The following is an 18,459-nucleotide window of genomic DNA, read 5'->3' as shown; positions in this document are numbered from 1 at the left end:
GGCCCGCCGGCGTACCCGACGCGTGCCCTGGCAGGATCCTCGAGCCACGCCTGATCCGCTCGGTCCGGTCCGCCACATCAAACAAGCCCTCCCTAAGGACGCCCCCATGAACGACATCGTCACCCCGACTCAGCCGTCGCTCGACACCGCTGCCTTGCGCGAATTCGTCGATCGCAAATGGAATGAAGACATCCTGCACGCGCTGACCGACTACATTGCCGTGCCGGCCAAAAGCCCGGGCTTCGACGCCGACTGGGCACGCAATGGATACATCGATCGCGTCGTGCGCGACGCCGCGCAATGGGCCGAACGCCAGCCGGTGAAGGGGCTGAAGCTCGAAGTGATTCGCCTTGACGGACGCACGCCGGTTATCTTCTTCGAGGCCCCCGCTACGCGCTCGGGCAGCGACGAAACCATCGTGCTCTACGGCCACCTCGACAAGCAACCGGAGTTCGATGGATGGCGTCGCGATCTTGGCCCGTGGACGCCCAAGTTTGAAGACGGCAAGCTCTATGGCCGAGGCGGGGCGGACGACGGTTACGCCATCTATGCCAGCGTGACGGCGCTCGCGGCCCTTGATGCCCAGGGCGTGGCGCGCCCGCGCTGCGTCGGTCTCATCGAGACGTGCGAGGAGTCGGGCAGTTACGACCTGCTGCCTTACGTCGACGCGCTGCGTGAGCGACTGGGCCGTGTCGGACTGGTCGTCTGCCTGGATTCGGGCGCAGGCAACTACGATCAGTTGTGGCTCACGACATCGCTGCGCGGCCTGATCTCCGGCAGTCTCGAAGTGCAAGTGCTCGACGAGGGCATTCATTCGGGCGGCTATGGCGGAATTGCGCCGTCGAGTTTTCGCATCATGCGTCAATTGTTCGAACGTCTGGAAGACGCGGGCAGCGGCAACGTGCTGCCGCAGGGCTTTCATACGCCGATTCCGTTGCAGCGCCTGAAGGAGGCGGAAGCGACGGCGCGCATTCTTGGCGACGATGTCTGGAAGAAGATGCCGTGGGCCTGCGGTCAGGACGGCCTGTCGGTACTGCCGACCACGACCGATCCGAAGGAGGCGCTGCTCAATTCGACGTGGCGCCCGTCGCTGTCGGTCACCGGGGCGGCGGGACTGCCGGCGCTGTCGGATGCAGGCAACGTGCTGCGTCCGCGCACGGCCTTCAAGCTGTCGCTGCGTCTGCCGCCGCTCGTCGACGCCGCGCAGGCGGTGGCCGAACTCAAATCGCTGCTGGAACTCGATCCGCCCTACAACGCCAGGGTGACGTTCAAGCCGGACGCCGGCGCGGCCTCCGGCTGGAATGCGCCCGATGTTGCGCCGTGGCTCACGTCGGCACTGAACACGGCGTCGCAACGGCACTACGGGGAAGACGTGGCGTACATCGGGCAGGGCGGCACCATTCCGTTGATGAATACACTGCAGGCGGGTTTCCCGTCGGCGCAGTTCATGGTGTGCGGCGTGCTCGGACCGAAGTCGAACGCGCATGGCCCGAACGAATTCCTGCACGTACCTTACGCGAAGAAGTTGACGGCCGCGGTGGCCGAGGTCATCGCGCTCGCGCCGTAGACGGCGCTCGCGTTGTCACGACGCAGCCGGCCGGGCAAGCGCGCGGCGGCCTCGTCCCCCGGGTCGAGCGCGTTGCCGACGGGGGGGCAAGCCGCATCGAGGCATGCGAGCACCCGGTATAATCGCCGCTCTGCGATGTGGGCGCGGCGCGATCCGCCGCGCGGCGCACGGGCATCCGAAAGGGGACGATTTGAATCGCGTTGCGACGACATCCCGCGCGCCGAGGGGCGCGCGTTTCAATTTCCGAGCTATCGGCGAACGTTTGCGCGCCTACCGGATCGCTGCGGAGTTGCGTAGCGAGGATGTGGCGGAGCAGCTCGATATCTCACGCGCGGCGATCTACAAGCTCGAGCGCGGCGAGATCGTCAAGATCGATACGCTGGAACGGCTCGCGGCGCTGCTGGGCGTGTCGCTGGCGAATCTGCTGGGCGTGGAGGTCGAATATCACGACTCAGCGGTCAGCTACTTCGAGCGTATGCGCCAGTTGGAGCGCCGTTCCGAGCGTATCGTCGCGCATTTCGATCCCATTTCGTTCCTGCTGACGTCCGAAGATTACGACGTCTGGCTGCGCCACATGCTCGACGAGAGCATACCGCCCAAGCTCGCCGACCAGCGCTGGACAAACACGATCGATCGCGTGCTGGCCATCTTGCAGGAGCGCAAGTCGAGCTTCTCGCGCCAGCGGCTGGCGGTGACGAGCCTCATCGGGCTGCGTCAGATCGAGCAGTTTCTGCATCACGGACTCGTCGGACGGCTGGGACTCCCGCCTGGCGTGCAGCTCGAACGGAAGATGGCTGCGCGGCGTGAAGTGGCGCGCATCGTCGAGTTTCTCGTGACCGACACGACGGGCGTGCAGATCGGCATCGTGAGCGACAACATGCCCAACGAGTCGTTCCAGATCTTCGAGGCGCAGGGCGAAGCCTACGTGGCGGTCTCGCCGTTCCGGTTGGGCGAACTACCGAACCTGCGTACCGGCATCGCCACCATCACGACGTCACCCGACGGCGTTGGCATGTATCGCGCCATGATCGATCGTCTCTGGGCGGATGCCGCCAAGGGCAGGGAGGGCGCGGCGTTGCTCGAAGAACTGCTGGCCCGGTTCTGAAGGGGCGGGCGGGCCACGCGTCGACCACCGTCGTTGAGCATGCGCTTTGCGTGCGGGAAAACGACGAACCGGTTCCACAAAACGAAGTCTTCCCACACATTCGACATCACATCGCGGCAAACCACTCTAGTCTCCTTGCGCTTGACGACCATCCGGTCTGTTTACCTTGGAGACGATCATGGGAACCATTTCCGCCGCATCGCGCGGCTCGCCAGTGCAACTCATTTCCATCACCCGGTCGAAGCCGCCCGACGATGGGAACAGCTTCGGCTCGGACTTTCAGCGACTGGGATCGGTCGCCACGTCCGCGCTCAGTCCGACTGGCAAGCCCTGGCAGTCCTATCCCGTGCGGCCGCGAAGCACGCAAGCCAACAGTGGCATTCCGCTGGGGAGTTGGTGCGCGGAGCGCGATCGCGAGGTGCTTCACGCCAAGCGCCTGCGCGCCGACCCGCTGATGCCAAAATTCGTCGGCGAGGGACTTGGGCGCTGGCGCACCCAGTTTACCGACGCCGTCGCCGCCGACGTGACCTTCGAGCGTGAGCGTGCGTCGGCCATGCAGCGGGTCCGTCACGGGACTCCAGCCGAGCCGACCCCTTTCATTCGAACGTTTGCCACTGGCTCGGTGCGCGCGCAACTTGGCGAGATCGCGCGTCTGAGCGATGAGGTGGGCAAGCTGACTGCGACCATCCCGTCGTTGCCCGACGGGAGCGCCAGGAAAATTGCGCTAAGAAATCGCGATGACCTTGCTGCGCTCAGAGATGCGATGGCGCGATTGACCATGAATTCGCATGGCAGGAAGGACGATCTGCTTCGCTCGGAACTGAACGCCCTGATCGCGCTGAACGACATGGCGCGCGAGGCGGAGCGAGAGATGAGCAACGGTGGCGCCGACGTACCGCTGCGCCTGGCTGTACGCGATGGCAACTGGGTTCTCAAGCCTGCCGCGTCGACCTCCTGGTTCGCCAGGAACAAGACGCGGGCGGCCAATGATTCGGCTCGGCTGGCACTCCTCCTTGGCTACCCGGCCGACCAGCCTGTCACGCTCAAGATGATTCGCAGTCGGGGGTTCGGCGCGCACGAGTACACGACCGTGCTCAACGATGCCAGATCCAGCGGCCGCGACGCCGCGCGTTCCTGGCTCGCCGTCAGGGCGCTGGACATCGACAGTTGGAAGGCCGCCACCCGTGCTGTGTACGATGGCCTGTCACCGTCCGACACGTGTCGCGCGCCGGCGGACACACCGGCGCCTGCGCACGACGACAGCCTGCTTGGCGACGAAGTCGACTCAGGCGTGGACCCACGGAGTCCGAGTCGTGAGCGGTCGCGTCGGACCACGGCCAATCCGATCGATGCCACCCGGCTTTCCGATCTCGTTCGCCCCTCGCTGGCCGAGCCTTCCGCCGAGTTGGTGCTCGACGATTCTGAGGATTCCGACGATTCCGAGACATCGGAGATGGACGCGCGCGGTTACGCCCGCCTCGTGAGGTCAGACACCCCGTCGGACGTGCCCCACTTTGTCGCGCCGGACGGCAGCGAATACGCGCGCGTCACGCGAGCCGAACGCTCGCCGGCATCGACCAGCGCGACGTCGCAACCCTCGCGGCGCGAAATTTTTGCGCAGGCGTTCTGCAACGCGCATCCGGGCAGGCAGCATAGCTTGGGGGCAATGTTTGCTCGATCGATGGTGTCCTCGCCGTTGCCGAGCGAACAGGCCGCAGGCGGACACGGCCCCGTCGGCAGCGCTCGAGCCGTCGCGACGCCGTCGCCACTGCCACCGCCGCCGCCATTGTCGCCACCGCCGCCGTTGTCGGCACTGCCGCCCATTCCTGAGTAATCCACCGCTGCATTAGGCAGGTCAGGCCGCTACCGGAACACGGAGCGGCCTTTTTCATGCGAAAGCCGCGCGAAAGATTTTATGTGGCAAAACGCTTCGTGCGCGCGTAATAGTAAATACTTTAATTATTCACAAGCCTTTTTAATCAACGGTTTGCGAGGTTTAAGCAACACTTGGGTTTTGCCGCGTGGGGGGCTTGTCAGTAGAATGGTCGCGTTAAAAAAACGCTACGCGAAGCGAATAGCCTGTCAGGTTTTCTTCACGCATGGCGATCCATTGCTTGACTGTCATGCGTGATTCGTCCCCCACAAAACGGAGAACCCCATGTCACAGGACAAGGAACCGCGCCGGCGCTTTTTGCGCCAGGTGCTGGCGATCGTGCCCGCCACGACCCTCGCCACCGGTGCGACGTTGAGTCAGTCCGCCTGCAGCAGCGACAAGCCCGTCGCCCCCGCCGCGTCCACCGCGCCCTACGAGCCCAAGTACTTCACCGCCGACGAATGGCGTTTTGTGAATGCCGCCGTCGACCGCCTGATTCCCGCCGACGACCTCGGCCCGGGAGCGCTTCAGGCCGACGTGCCACAGTTCATCGACCGTCAGATGGAAACGCCCTTCGGGCACGGCAAGCTCTGGTATATGCAGGGGCCGTTTCATACCGATCAGCCTCCCGAGATGGGCTACCAGTTGAGTCTCGTGCCGCGCGACATCTATCGTCACGGCATTGCGGCGTGCGACGCTTACTGCAAAAAGCAGTACAAGAAGGCATTTGCCGATCTCGATCACGCCACGCAGGAGACGGTGCTCGGTGATCTCGAGCACGCGAAGGTCGAGTTCGATAGCGTGCCGGCGCGCACGTTCTTCTCCTATCTGCTCGCCAATACGAAGGAAGGTTTCTTCTCGGATCCGATCCACGGCGGCAACAAGGACATGGTGGGCTGGAAGATGGTGGGGTTCCCCGGCGCGCGCGCCGACTTCCTCGACTGGGCGGATCAGCCGAACGTCAAGTACCCGTATGGGCCCGTGTCGATTTCCGGAAAGCGGGGCTAATTCATGGCCATCAAGAAAGACAAGGTCGACGCCGTCATCGTGGGCTTCGGCTGGACCGGGGCCATCCTCGGCCAGGAACTCACCGATGCCGGGCTCAACGTCGTGGCGCTCGAGCGCGGTGCGATGCGCGATACGCCCACCGACGCGCAGTACCCCAAAGTCATTGACGAACTCGAATACTCGGTGCGGGGCAAGCTCTTCCAGGAGTTGGCCCGCGAGACCGTTACGATTCGTCATACGCCGGACGATCTCGCGGTGCCTTACCGCCAGAACGGCTCGTTTCTGCTGGGTAATGGCGTGGGCGGCGCGGGCTTTCACTGGAACGGCATGCACTACCGCATCCTGCCGGAAGAACTGAAGCTTCGCAGTCATTATGAAGAGCGCTACGGCAAGAAGTTCATCCCCGACGGCATGACGATTCAGGACTTCGGCGTGAGCTATGAGGAACTGGAGCCGCACTTCGATTTCGCCGAGAAAGTGTTCGGAACGTCGGGCAAGGCCGGCAACCTGAACGGCACGATCGTGCCTGGCGGTAATCCGCGCGAGGGCGCGCGGTCGAGCGAATTCCCCACGCCGCCACTACAGACCACCTATGGCGCGACGCTCTTCGAGAAGGCGGCCCGCGAAGTCGGCTTCAATCCGTATCCGGCCCCCGCCGCGAATACCTCTCAGCCCTATACGAATCCGTACGGTGTGCGTCTCGGGCCATGCAACTTCTGTGGCTTCTGCGAAAACTACGGCTGTTACATGTACTCGAAGGCGTCGCCGCAGACGACCATTCTGCCGGTGTTGCTCAAGAAACCCAATTTCGAACTGCGCACGCATGCTTACGTCGTCAAGGTCAATCTCGACAGCGACGGCAAGAAGGCCACGGGCGTGACGTACATCGACGCACAGGGCCGAGAAGTCGAGCAACCGGCCGATCTTGTCATCATGGCCGCGTACCAGATGCACAACGTGCGCCTGCTGCTGCTCTCCGGCATCGGCAAGCCCTACGATCCGAAGACGGGCGAAGGCGTTGTCGGCAAAAACTATGCGTACCAGATGAACGGCGCCGTGAATGTGCTGCTGCCCAAGGGCACGCAGTTGAATCCATTCATCGGCACGGGCGCGGGCGGCGTGTCGATGGACGATCTGAACGGCGACCAGTTCGACCACGGGCCGCTGGGCTTTATCGGCGGCGCGAGCATCCGTCACGTGCGCACGGGCGGGCGTCCGATCAAGATGACGCCGAGCGTGCCGGGCACACCGTCGTGGGGCAGCAAGTGGAAAGCGGGTGTGACGGACGCGTATCAACGTTACATGACGATCGGCATTTCCGGCTCGGTCATGTCGTATCGCGACGCGTGTCTCGATCTCGATCCGACCTACAAGGACGCCTACGGTGTACCGTTGCTGCGCATGACGTTCGACTGGCATGACAACGAGTACGCCATGCTGGGCTATATGGGCGACCGCATGGAAGCGGTCGGCCGCGCGATGAATCCGGAGAAGGTGTTCCGCGCGATCCGCAAGAAGGGCACGCACTACGACACCCGGATCTACCAGAGCACGCATACGACCGGCGGCGCGATCATGGGCACGAACCCGTCGAACAGCGTGGTCAACAAGTACCTGCAAAGCTGGGACGTGTCCAACGTGTTCGTGATGGGCGCGTCGGCGTTCCCGCAGAACATGGGTTACAACCCCACGGGCGTGGTGGCGGCGCTGGCGTACTGGTCTGCGAAGGCGATTCGCGAACAGTACCTCAAGAACGCCGGCCCGCTGGTCCAGGCCTGAGGAGCGCAACCATGATCCGCAAAACGATGATGAAACGCTCCGCGATCACACTTGCCGCCGGGACCCTCGCGCTCGCGGCCTTTGCCGTGTGGGCGCAGAATGCGGCGGCGCCGGCCTCGGCACCGGCCGCACCAGCCGTGTCGCCGACGCCGATGGCACCCGCCACGGCGGCCGCCGGCAGCCAGGCGCCCGCCGCGAACGACCCGCAGGCGCAACTCGTGAAGCAGGGCGAATACCTCGCGCGCGCGGCCGATTGTGCCGCGTGCCACACGGCGCCCAAGGGGCTACCGTTCGCCGGCGGCCTGCCGATCGCCTCGCCGATCGGCACGATCTACTCGACGAACATCACGCCGGACAAGGACACCGGCATCGGCAGCTACAGCCTCGAGGACTTCGACAAGGCGGTGCGTCACGGTATCGCGAAAAATGGCGCGACGTTGTATCCGGCCATGCCGTACACGTCGTACGCGAAGGTGCGTCCGGCCGATGTCAAGGCGCTGTACGCCTACTTCATGAACGGCGTGAAGCCCGTCGCGCAGACCAACAAGTCGACCGATATCCCGTGGCCGATGTCGATGCGCTGGCCGCTGTCGATCTGGCGCAACATGTTCGCGCCCGCGGTCGTTGGCGACACCGCCTCGACCGATAACGATCCGATCTCGCGCGGACGCTATCTTGTCGAAGGCCTGGCCCATTGCAGCGCCTGCCACACACCGCGCGGCTTTGCGTTCCAGGAGAAGGCGCTCACCGACGACAGCACCGCATTCCTGTCGGGCGGTGTGGTCGACAACTTCCTCGCAAAGAATCTGCGGGGCGATGTCACCGACGGTCTGGGCAACTGGAGCGAAGGCGATATCACGGCGTTCCTGAAGGGCGGACGTAACGACCACTCCGCGGCGTTCGGCGGGATGACGGACGTGGTGCAGCACAGCACCCAGCACATGAACGACGACGACCTCATGGCGATTGCCAAGTACCTGAAGACGCTCAAGCCGGTCGATCCGAACGCCAAGGCGCTCGCCTATGACGACACCGTGGCCAAGGCATTGCGGACGGGCGCAGGCAAGGGCAACGGTGCGCTCACGTTCCTCGACAACTGCGCGGCGTGCCATCGCAGCACCGGCAAGGGTTACACGCAGACGTTCCCGACGCTCGCCCTCAGCTCGACGGTGAACTCGGCCGATCCGACCTCGCTCATCCACATCGTGTTGCGCGGCGCGGAAATGCCGTGGACGAAGTCGGCGCCCACGCATTACGCGATGCCGGGCTTCGACGACCGGCTGACCGATCAGGACGTGGCCGACGTGCTGACGTTCGTGCGCTCGAGCTGGGGCAACAAGGCGCCGGCGGTGACGGCCACCCAGGTGGCCAAGGTGCGCAAGGAGGTTGGCGCGGCGGCGCAGCCGCAGCGCTGAGCCGGCAAATCGTAGGGCCGGTGACCGGCCCCAGGGGGGAAGTCGAAGCCTCGCCAGGCAGCATCGCTGGCGGGGCTTCGTTGTTCGCGATCGGGCGGGGGAGGGAGCGGATTCCATCGTTATACTGACGGTTCTTGCGCAACCGTCTCTCCAACGTGAGGTATCGCCATGCCCCGAATGTTCGCCAAGACCTTGCCGTGTCTCGTCGCCGCCGCAACGCTCGCCCTGTCCCCGCTGTCGGCACTGGCCTGTACCCGTGTGGTGTATCTCGGCGCGAACGACGACGTCATTACCGCGCGCTCGATGGACTGGAGGGTCGACGTCGCCACCAATCTCTATGTGTTGCCGCGCGGCATGACGCGCTCGGGCGAGGCGGGGCCCAACTCGCTTCGCTGGACGGCGAAGTACGGCAGCGTGGTGGCCACGGGCTACGACGTGTCGACGACCGACGGCGTCAACGAGAAGGGGCTGTCGGCGCAATTGCTCTGGTTGGTGGAGTCGCAGTATCCGACGTTCGACAAGGGGTCGAAGCCGGGGCTGACGATCGCGGCCTGGGCGCAGTACGTGCTGGATAACTTCGCGACGGTCGCACAAGCCGTGGCGGCGCTGGAGAAGACGCCGTTCACGATCGTGACGGACAACGTGCCCGGCGAGGATCGGATCGCGACGCTGCATCTGTCGATGTCCGACAAGTCGGGCGACAGTGCGATCGTCGAGTACATCAACGGCCGGCAGGTGATTCACCACGGTCGCCAGTATCAGGTGATGACCAATTCGCCGACGTTTGACGAGCAGCTTGCGTTGAACAGTTACTGGAAGCAGATCGGCGGAACGACGTTCCTTCCGGGGACGAATCGCTCGTCGGATCGCTTTGCGCGAGCGTCGTTCTACATCAATGCGATTCCAAAGACCGAATCGCCGGTCGAGGCGTTGGCGAGCGTGTTCAGTGTCATTCGCAATGCGTCGGTGCCGTTCGGCATCACGACGCCGGGCGAGCCGAATATTTCATCGACGCGTTGGCGCACGGTCGTCGATCACAAGCGCATGCTTTACTTCTTTGAATCGGCGCTCACGCCCAACACGTTTTGGGTGGATCTGAACAAGGTCGATTTCGCGGCCGGGGCGCCCGTGAAGCGGCTCGATCTCGGCAAGGATCAGCGCAATACCTTCAGCGGTGAGGTCTCGGCCGATTTCAAGGTGGCGCCGCCGTTCCCGTTTCTGGGATTGCGCGACGTTCCCGTGCCTGCGTCGAAAGACCGGTCAGGAAGCACCGGCCTGTGAACGGCACGTGGCAGCCCTGACGCCGTCAACCGTCCCCGATAGCAGACATGCCCGGCATGCGCCGGGCATGTAAGGCGGGTGGCGCATCCGTCATCGCGCTTGCCGGCCCCGCCTCATTTCGCCCACGTCACGCTAACCAATGCTTGATCGATGCGATGATCGCATTGCGCGAAATGCCATAGCGATCCTGCAGCACCGGGAGGGAGCCCGCGTCCAGGAACTGGTCAGGCAGACCGATGTGGCGAAAGCGCGTCGATACCTCGGCGCGCATGAGCGCGCTTGCTACCGCTTCGCCCAGACCACCGACCACCGTGTGGTTCTCCGCAACGACCACCAGACGCCCGCCGCGCGCGGCTTCGCGCACGATGGTCGCCTCATCGAGCGGCTTGATCGTCGGCACGTGCAGCACCGCCACGTCAACGCGATCCGACGCCAGTGCCTTGGCGGCGTCGAGGGCGCGCATGGTCATGAAGCCGGTCGAGATGATCAGGACATCGTTGCCATCGCGTATTGGCTTGGCCTTGCCGAGTTCGAATTTGTAGTCGTACTCGTCGAGCACCAGCGGAACGTTGCCGCGCAGCACACGCATATACACCGGACCGGGGTGGTCGGCGATGGCCGGCACGATCTGCTCGATGTCCAGGGCGTCGCACGGATCGATGACGGTCAGGTTGGGCATCGCGCGAAAGATCGCAATGTCATCCGTGGCCTGGTGGCTGGGGCCGTAGCCCGTGGTCAGACCTGGCAGGCCGCCAATGATTTTGACGTTGGCATCCTGCTCGGCGATGCCCTGCGAGATGAAGTCGTAGCATCGGCGCGCGGCGAACGTCGCGTAGGTCGACGCGAAGGGAATGAAGCCCTCCTTGGCCAGTCCGCCCGCGGCGGTCGCCATCAACTGCTCGGCCATGCCCATCTGGTAGAACCGCTCCGGATAGGCCTGCGCGAAGATGTGCATGTCCGTGTATTTCGCGAGATCGGCACTCATGCCGACAATCTCGGGACGCGCATCGGCCAGCGCCACGAGCGCCTTGCCGAACGGTGTGGCGCGTGTGCGGTGTCCCTCATCGACCGACGACGCGATGATGGCGGGCGTGGCGGGCATGGCGTTCCGACTGGTTTGGGTTGTCGTCGGTTGATCGGCTACGGACGTGTTCATGCGGCGCTCCCTTGCGCGTTGAGCGCGCTGAATGCTCGTTGCCACTCGGGCGGGTCGAGGCGGATGAAGTGATTCTTTTCGCGGGCTTCCAGGAAATCGACGCCTTTGCCCATCTTGGTGTCGCAGATGATGATGCGCGGCACGGGCTGGTCGTGCGACCGGGCATTGTCGAAGGCTTGCAGCACGGCGGCCAGGTCGTTGCCATTCACGCGTTGTGTGTAGAAGCCGAACGCCTCGAACTTCTGCACCAGCGGCTCGGTCGGCATGATGAGCGTTGACGGGCCGTCGGCTTGCACGCCGTTGACGTCGACGACGGCAATGATGTTGTCGAGCTTGAACGCCGAGGCCGATGTGGCGGCTTCCCAGGTCGGTCCTTCGGCAAGCTCGCCATCACCCATCAGCGTGTAGACGAACGACGTCGACTGTTTGCGTTTGAGGCCAAGTCCCATGCCGACGGCCATCGGCAGGCCAAGACCGATCGAGCCGCCCGACATCTCCGCGCCCGGCGTGTACGACATCATGCCCGACATCGGCAGTCGGCTGTCGTCGCAACCATAGGTGACGAGTTCCTCCCTCGGGAAGTAGCCGGCCTCGGCGAGCACGGCGTAATGCGCGATGGCGTAGTGGCCGACTGACAGCAGGAAGCGATCGCGTGCCTCCCATTCCGGCTCGTGCGGCCGCACGTTCATCGCATGCAGATAGGCGACGGCCAGCACGTCGGCGATTCCCAAGGCTTGCGCGACATAGCCCTGGCCCTGAACCTCGGCCATGGTGATGGCGTTGTGGCGGATGCGATGCGCGCGCTGCGCAAGCGTACTCAGGGTATCGGTGGGGGGGGATGCAACGCTGCTCATAAAGTCTCCTGTGCAAAGTGGACGTATTCCGGCGCGCGTTGGGCCACGCGCTGCATGGCAGCGCGCGCTGCGTTGGCCGATCGTTGGCCGATCCGGATTTCGGGGAAGTGGGGAAAATCAGGTCAGGAAGCCCGTCGAGAGCCAGGGCACGGCGGCGACCAACACCAGGCCGACGGCGAGCGCGACGATATAGCCGACGATGGGCCGCATGCCCTCGTCGGGATGAACCTTGCTGATGACGCAGGCGGAGTAGTAGCCGACGCCGAACGGCGGCGCGAACAGGCCGATGCCCATGGAGAGCACGACCACCATCGCATAGTGCACTTCGTTGATGCCCACGCTCTGCGCGACCGGGAACAGCAGTGGGCCGAACAACACGATGGCGGGAATACCCTCCAGTACGCTGCCCAGAACGATGAACGCCAGGATGGAGATCGCCATGAAGCCGACCGGACCGCCCGGAACGTCGCGCATCGCTGCGGCGAGCATCGTCGAGAAGCCTGACTGCGTGAGCGACCACGCCATGCCGGTCGCCGCACCGATAATCAAGAGGATCGCTCCCGTCAGCGAGGCCGTCTCGACCAGCATCGGATAGACTCGCTTGGGGTCGAAGCGGCGATAGATCAGTATCCCAATCGCGGCCGAATAGACGATGCCGATGGTCGACACTTCCGTCGCCGTGGCAATCCCCTCGATCACCGCGACACGGATCACGAAAGGCAGCGCGAGCGCGGGCAGCGCGATGGCGAAACTCTTCGCGATCTCCCGGCCTGAGGCGCGCGCGCCGCTGCCCACCTTCTCGTTGCGATAGCGCCACCACACCAGTGTGCACAGCGTGACGCCGAGGATCGCGCCGGGCAGCAGGCCGCCGGTGAACAGGGCCGCAATCGATACGCCGGTCACCGAGCCGATGGTGATCAGCACGAGACTCGGCGGAATCGTCTCGGTTTGCGCGCCGGTGGCGGCGAGCAGCGCGACGAGGTCGCCGGGTTTGGCGCCTCGGCGTTGCATCTCCGGGAACAACACCGGCGCGACCGCGGCCATGTCGGCTGCCTTCGAACCGGAGATGCCGGAGACGAGGTACATCGCGCCGATCAGCACATACTGCAGGCCGCCGCGCACGTGGCCGAGCAGACTGCCGAGGAACGCCACCATCGAGCGCGCCATGCCCGTCATCTCCATGAGCAGGCCGAGGAACACGAACAGCGGCACCGCGAGCAGGATCAAGTGGCTCATGCCTTCGTCCATCCGACCCGCCAGAATCACGACCGGCGTGGTCGTGCCGAGCGACAGGTAGCCGAAGGTGGCGAGCGCGAACGAGAAGGCGATCGGCACGCCGGTGAGCACCATCAGCGCAACGAAGCCGACGAAGAAGATCAGCAGGTTCAGGTTTCCAAGCCCACGCAGCACGGGTTGCGCGAGCAGCAGCGCGCCGACGATCGCGCCGATCGTTACCGCGGCAGTGACGACCATGCGCAAGTTGCCGTGACGGGCTAGCCGCAGCAACGCGGTCAGCACCATCAGCGCGCAGCCCACCGGAATCGCGGCGGCCCGCCACGAGTCGGCAATTTCGAGCGCCGGCGTCGTGATGAAGGCCTGATCTGCCGCGAAGTCGTAAGCGCTCGGCATGAACAGCAGCAGGAACGCGAGCGGCGTGGCGATCGCCAGCACGTCGAGGAACGCGCGCCGGCCGGCGTTCATGCGCCCGACCAGGGCGGTCATGCGCATGTGTTCGCCGCGCTGCAAGGCAATCACGGAGCCGAGCATCGCCAGCCAGATGAACAGGATCGAGGCCAGCTCATCCGACCATACCAGCGGGCTGTGGAATACGGCGCGGCTGACGACCCCGGCGAACAGCGTGACGATCTCGGCCAGCACGAGCAGTGCGGCCGGCAGCTCGACACACTTCGCCAAGGTGGATTGCAGCGCGGCGATCAGCCCCCCCTGGGCAGGGGCTGCCGGCAGTATGCCTTTGTTCATGCGAGTCTCCAGCCTGGCGCGGTTCATACGCTGTCTCCTTCGAAAGGCCTGTGGGGGCTCAGAGCGTGCGGCCCGCACTCTTTTGCAGCAGTGCCCAGGCCTGCTCGCCGAACTTGCCTTGCCATTCCTTGTAGAAGCCGGCGGTCTGGAGCTTGTTCTGGAAGGCCGCGGCGTCGACCGAGTTGAAGGCAATGCCTTTCGCGGTGAGGTCCTTTTCGAGGGAGTCGTTGAGCGCGGCAACATCGGTGCGCTGCTTGAGCGCGGCGGCCGTGATCTGGTCTTCGATCACCTTGCGGACTTCCGCCGGCAGCTTGCCCCACGACGCGCGGTTCGACAGGAACCAGAAGCCGTCCCACATGTGATTGGTCTTTGCCACGTACTTCTGCACTTCGTAGAGCTTGGCCGAATTGATCGTGACCAGCGGGTTTTCCTGTCCGTCGGCGATCTTCGTCTGCAGCGCCGAATAGACTTCCGCGAAGTTGATGGTGAGCGGTGCCGCGCCGAAGCCCTGGAACATCGAGGTCCACATCGGCGACGGGGGGACGCGAATCTTGAAACTCTTCAGGTCGTCGGGCGTCTTGATCAATCGCGTCGACGAACTGATCTGACGGAAGCCGTTGTCGAAGATTCGCGGGAACGGGTGCAGACCACCGCGCTCGATCTGCGCGCGCACATAGTCGCCCAGCTCGCCATCCATCGCGCTCCACACATGGTCGTAGCCCTTGAACGCGAAGCCCACGCCACTGATCGCGGCCTTGGGCACGAGCGTCGAGAGGATCATCGGCGACAGCGTGAAGAAGTCGAGCGCGCCGGCGCGCAACTGCGACAGCATGTCGGTGTCGCCGCCGAGCTGGTTGTTCGGGAACACGCGCAGGTCGACCTTGCCGCCCGTCTCCTTGCGGATGGCCTCGGCAGCCTCAGTGATGCGTACCGTCAGCGGGTGGGTGATCGGCGCGTTGTTGGCGTATTTCAGCGTGAAGTCGGCCGCGTAGACGCGCGTGTGCTTGAGGATCGCCGGGGCCGCGATCGCCGTACCCAGGGAAAGCTTCAGCATCGAACGGCGGGAAAGGCTCTGCATGATGTGTCTCCTGAAGATTGCTTTTTTGGATTTGGGTGCCTGATGCGACCGGGCGCTAGTGGCGCTCGGTCGGTGCGGCGGTTGCGGCAGTGATTTCGGTCGGGGTTTCGGTCGTGAAGCGGGGTAAATCGAAGGCACTCACCGGCGGCGGGTGGGTGACCGGCGCACTGACCTCGACCAGGCATGACTGCGCGGCGCAGCCCTGCGACAGGCCCGAGGCCGGCAAGTCGGCCGTCAAGACGTTGGGATTGCCATGCTTGTCGCGCCCGGTGTCCGGTTCCGGGTCGTACCAGGCGCCGGTGGACATCCGCACCACGCCGGGCAGAATGTGATCGGTGATGCGCACGCCCGCGAGGCAGCGACCACGCGCGTTGAACACCTCGACGATGTCGCCGTCGTGGATGCCGCGTGCGGCGGCGTCGCGCGGGTGAAGGTAGAGCGGCTCGCGGCCCCTGACTTTGTTGGCGGCGCTGTAAGGGCTGCCGTCGAGCTGGCTGTGGAGTTTATGGCGTGGCTGGTCCGAGAGCAGGTGCAGCGGATAGGTCGTCGCGAGCGGTGCGCCGAGCCATTCGGCGGGTGGCAGCCAACACGCGTGGCCCGGACAGTCAGGAATATCGAACGAGGCGATCGCGCGCGAATACAGCTCGATGCGTCCTGACGGCGTATTCAGCGGCGCAGCGGCGGGATCGGCGCGAAACGCCTCGAGCATCACCACCGGCCGCGCGCGTGAATGGAGATCGACCATACCCACGTCGCGGAAGGTGTCGAAGTCCGGTAACACGATGTCGGCGCGCGCATAGCGCTTGCGCGTCTCCTCGTACATGTGCCTTAGCCACTGGTCGGCGTCGCGGCCCTCGGTAAATTCCGCGAAGACGCCGAGTCGTTGCGCGAGACCCGCGAAGACGGTGAAGTCATCGCGCGATTCGCCGACCGGCTCGTCGATCTTCGCCATCCACATCAGGATCGCTTCCTGTGACGCGTAGCCGAGGTCGTCGCGCTCCAGCGACGTGGAAATCGGCAGCACGATGTCGGCGTATCGCGCGGTTGCAGTCCACGATTGCTCGTGGACGACGATCGTGTCGGGCTTCTGCCAGGCGCGCAGCAGGCGGTTGATGTCCTGGTGGTGGTGGAATGGATTGCCCCCGGCCCAGTAGATCAGGTGCGTGTCGGGATAGCGATAGCGCTCGCCGTTGTAGTCGAACGGCTCGCCGGGTTTGAGCAGCATGTCGGCGATGCGCGCCACGGGAATGAACTCGCTGACCGGATTGCGGCCTTGCGGCAGCGTGGGCCCGCCGAGTTTGTCGTGCGGCGTGCCCAAGGTGTTCACGCAGCCGTAGCCGACGCCGAAGCCACCGCCGGGCAGGCCGATCTGGCCGAGCATCGCCGCGAGGGTGACGACCATCCAGAACGGTTGCTCGCCGTGATGCGCGCGCTGCAATGACCATGCGACGTTGAGCATCGTGCGGCTCGCGTGCATGCGGCGCGCAAGCGCGGTGATCGTGTCGGCTGATACGCCGGTGATCGGTTCCGCCCACGCGGGCGTCTTCGGAATGCCGTCGACATGTCCGAGCAGATACTGCTCGAATTCGTCGTATCCCGTGCAGTGCGAGGCGAGGAACGCGGGGCTGTGCAGGTTTTCGTGACGCAGCACCCAGGCGAGGGCAAGCATCAAGGCGGTATCGGTACCGGGGCGCGATGCGACCCATTCGACCTCGCCGCCGGTGTCGAGATTGTCCGAGACCGGGCCGACGTTGACGAACTTGACGCCGACGTCGTGCATCGCGCGCAGTCCACCAGGAACGCGATGTCGCCCGACGCCGCCCGGTGCCGACTGGGCATTCTTCTGTGGCACGCCGCCGAAGGTCACGAACAGTTCCGTGTGTTCGGCGAGCACGTCCCACGAATGGTGATAGCCGATCAACTCGTTCATGTCGTCGACGACATGCGGCATGATCACGTGCGCTGCGCCGAGGCTGTATGAATCCCGATGGCGGACGTAACCACCGACACAGTTCAGGAAACGATGCACCTGGCTCTGGGCGTGGTGGAACCGGCCCGCGCTCGCCCAGCCATAAGATCCGCCGAAAATCGCCGTATTGCCGTAGGTCTCGCGAACCCGCGCAATTTCCTTCGCGACGAGATCGAGCGCGACGTCCCATGACACTTCGACGAAGGGCTCCTTGCCGCGCAGATGCGTGGCGCTTCCCGGTCCATTCTCTAGCCAGCCGCGCCGCACCGACGGACGGCGAACGCGCAGGGCGCGCAGCGAATCGGCGGTCTGGTAAGTGCCGATCGGCGATGGGGCGCCGTCTTTCGCATACGGGCGCAGACAGGTCTTGCCCGTGTCGTCGACGCCGGCCTCGTAGACGCCCCAGTGCGAGAGCGTGTATCGCGTCATGCCGCAGTCCCGACGGCGAGGGACTCCTCCAGGAACAGTTCGAAGCAGATCAGCACCGGATTGTCGCCACGTACCACGCGACCCTGGTGAATGTTGCCGCGCGGGTCGATCAGCGCGATATCGAGCGTTGCCCGCGGACCGTTCGCGGCCTCGGCAACGACACCGTCGAGCACGAAGATCTCGGTGGCGATGTCGTCGACCGGCGCGGCGTTCTCGAAGCGCGCGCCGACGATGCTGCCGACACTGCCGCGAATCGTTGCCGCGCGCAGACCGTGTTCGCGGCAAACCTGTTCAATGCTCTGCACCAGATCCTCGTTGGGGCGAATGCGCGCGACCACGCATCGGCGGCCGGTAGACGCCGGCACTGGCTTGTGCGCGGCCTCGATGGGCACCGGACGAAACAGCGTGAAATTGGTTTCGGCATCGAAGTCCGCGCGCATCTCGGCGTTGGCGATGCCCCACGCGCGCGCCTCGGTGTCCTGCGCGACGATCACCTGGTCGGAGAAGATATGCCCCCCCTGCCAATGACCGTCGGCAGCGCGCCACATGGCATGGCAGTGGATGAACGGTCCGCCGTCGCGGCGACCGACCGTCGCGCAGGCCAGCTCGATCGTGACGGGTTCGTCGATGCGGTGCTGCTCGCTATAGAACGCCACGTGCTCGTCGTCGGGCGACGCCGCTGGGCGGACATAGCGCATCGAGTGCACTCGCAGGCCTTCGATACGCACGGTCGCTGCGGCCATGCCGGCGGCTTCAAGCGGGCCGAGAATGGCATCGCGCAAGCTTTGGCCGCCGGCCAGGGCGAAGGTAAGCGACAAGGCGTCGCCGACGATGGACTCGATCCGCTGCACAGCCGGGGGGCCGGGCTGCTTCAAATGACGATGGGAGGGCAGATTCAAGGTGTCTCCAGGCGTTTTGTTGGCGCGTGCGAGGGGGCTCGTTGTCGTCGCCGTCTGACGACGGAC

The 18,459-nt window shown here is 64.8% G+C and carries 13 protein-coding genes; 7 read left to right on the top strand and 6 right to left on the bottom strand.

All coding sequences use genetic code 11. The features are described 5' to 3' along the window. Positions 1-106 precede the first annotated feature (106 nt). The 7 genes from PCE31107_RS12450 (at position 107) to PCE31107_RS12420 (ending at position 10,028) form a co-directional block, all read left to right on the top strand. Positions 107-1,567 carry a M20 family metallopeptidase gene (locus PCE31107_RS12450; protein WP_150608741.1) on the top strand — a complete coding sequence of 487 codons (1,461 nt, stop codon included), beginning with the start codon at positions 107-109 and terminating at the stop codon, positions 1,565-1,567. Between the two features lie 262 nt (positions 1,568-1,829). Further along, positions 1,830-2,672: a helix-turn-helix domain-containing protein gene (locus tag PCE31107_RS12445; protein WP_246181814.1), complete on the top strand. Its 843-nt coding sequence runs from the start codon at positions 1,830-1,832 to the stop codon at positions 2,670-2,672. Between the two features lie 178 nt (positions 2,673-2,850). After that, positions 2,851-4,506, top strand: a complete 1,656-nt coding sequence (locus tag PCE31107_RS12440; protein ID WP_150608737.1) for a hypothetical protein — start codon at positions 2,851-2,853, stop codon at positions 4,504-4,506. Between the two features lie 324 nt (positions 4,507-4,830). Beyond that, positions 4,831-5,553, top strand: coding sequence for a gluconate 2-dehydrogenase subunit 3 family protein (locus tag PCE31107_RS12435; RefSeq protein ID WP_150608735.1), 723 nt, complete (start codon positions 4,831-4,833; stop codon positions 5,551-5,553). Positions 5,554-5,556: 3 nt separating this feature from the next. Further along, a complete protein-coding gene (locus tag PCE31107_RS12430) occupies positions 5,557-7,332 on the top strand; it encodes a GMC family oxidoreductase (protein ID WP_130025477.1) in 1,776 nt (591 codons plus the stop codon). Between the two features lie 11 nt (positions 7,333-7,343). After that, positions 7,344-8,747, top strand: coding sequence for a c-type cytochrome (locus PCE31107_RS12425; RefSeq protein WP_425494726.1), 1,404 nt, complete (start codon positions 7,344-7,346; stop codon positions 8,745-8,747). Between the two features lie 177 nt (positions 8,748-8,924). Further along, positions 8,925-10,028 carry a linear amide C-N hydrolase gene (locus PCE31107_RS12420; protein ID WP_150608806.1) on the top strand — a complete coding sequence of 368 codons (1,104 nt, stop codon included), beginning with the start codon at positions 8,925-8,927 and terminating at the stop codon, positions 10,026-10,028. 127 nt (positions 10,029-10,155) lie between these two features. Here the strand turns inward: PCE31107_RS12420 and PCE31107_RS12415 are convergent, their stop codons facing one another. The 6 genes from PCE31107_RS12415 to PCE31107_RS12390 form a co-directional block, all read right to left on the bottom strand. Beyond that, positions 10,156-11,184, bottom strand: a complete 1,029-nt coding sequence (locus tag PCE31107_RS12415) for a transketolase family protein (protein WP_425494725.1) — start codon at positions 11,182-11,184, stop codon at positions 10,156-10,158. After that, the gene (locus tag PCE31107_RS12410) at positions 11,181-12,038 is read right to left on the bottom strand and encodes a transketolase (protein ID WP_150608733.1); all 858 of its coding nucleotides are present in this window, start codon (positions 12,036-12,038) and stop codon (positions 11,181-11,183) included. The genes PCE31107_RS12415 and PCE31107_RS12410 overlap by 4 nt, the downstream gene beginning before the upstream one ends. Positions 12,039-12,155: 117 nt before the next feature. Then, the gene (locus tag PCE31107_RS12405) at positions 12,156-14,018 is read right to left on the bottom strand and encodes a TRAP transporter large permease (RefSeq protein WP_150608731.1); all 1,863 of its coding nucleotides are present in this window, start codon (positions 14,016-14,018) and stop codon (positions 12,156-12,158) included. A 58-nt stretch (positions 14,019-14,076) separates the two neighbouring features. Continuing rightward, a complete protein-coding gene (locus PCE31107_RS12400; protein WP_130025479.1) occupies positions 14,077-15,096 on the bottom strand; it encodes a TRAP transporter substrate-binding protein in 1,020 nt (339 codons plus the stop codon). A 55-nt stretch (positions 15,097-15,151) separates the two neighbouring features. Beyond that, complete coding sequence (locus tag PCE31107_RS12395) at positions 15,152-17,494, bottom strand: molybdopterin-dependent oxidoreductase (protein WP_150608729.1); 2,343 nt, start codon at positions 17,492-17,494, stop codon at positions 15,152-15,154. Further along, positions 17,491-18,393, bottom strand: a complete 903-nt coding sequence (locus PCE31107_RS12390; protein WP_150608727.1) for a PCC domain-containing protein — start codon at positions 18,391-18,393, stop codon at positions 17,491-17,493. Before PCE31107_RS12390 ends, PCE31107_RS12395 begins: the two co-directional genes overlap by 4 nt. Between the last annotated feature and the right edge of the window lie 66 nt (positions 18,394-18,459).

The sequence above is a fragment of the Pandoraea cepalis genome (genome assembly GCF_902459625.1).
In the GTDB taxonomy this organism is placed as follows: domain Bacteria; phylum Pseudomonadota; class Gammaproteobacteria; order Burkholderiales; family Burkholderiaceae; genus Pandoraea; species Pandoraea cepalis.
Note: the sequence above shows the minus strand (reverse complement) of the source record. Positions and strands in the feature narration are given on the sequence as shown.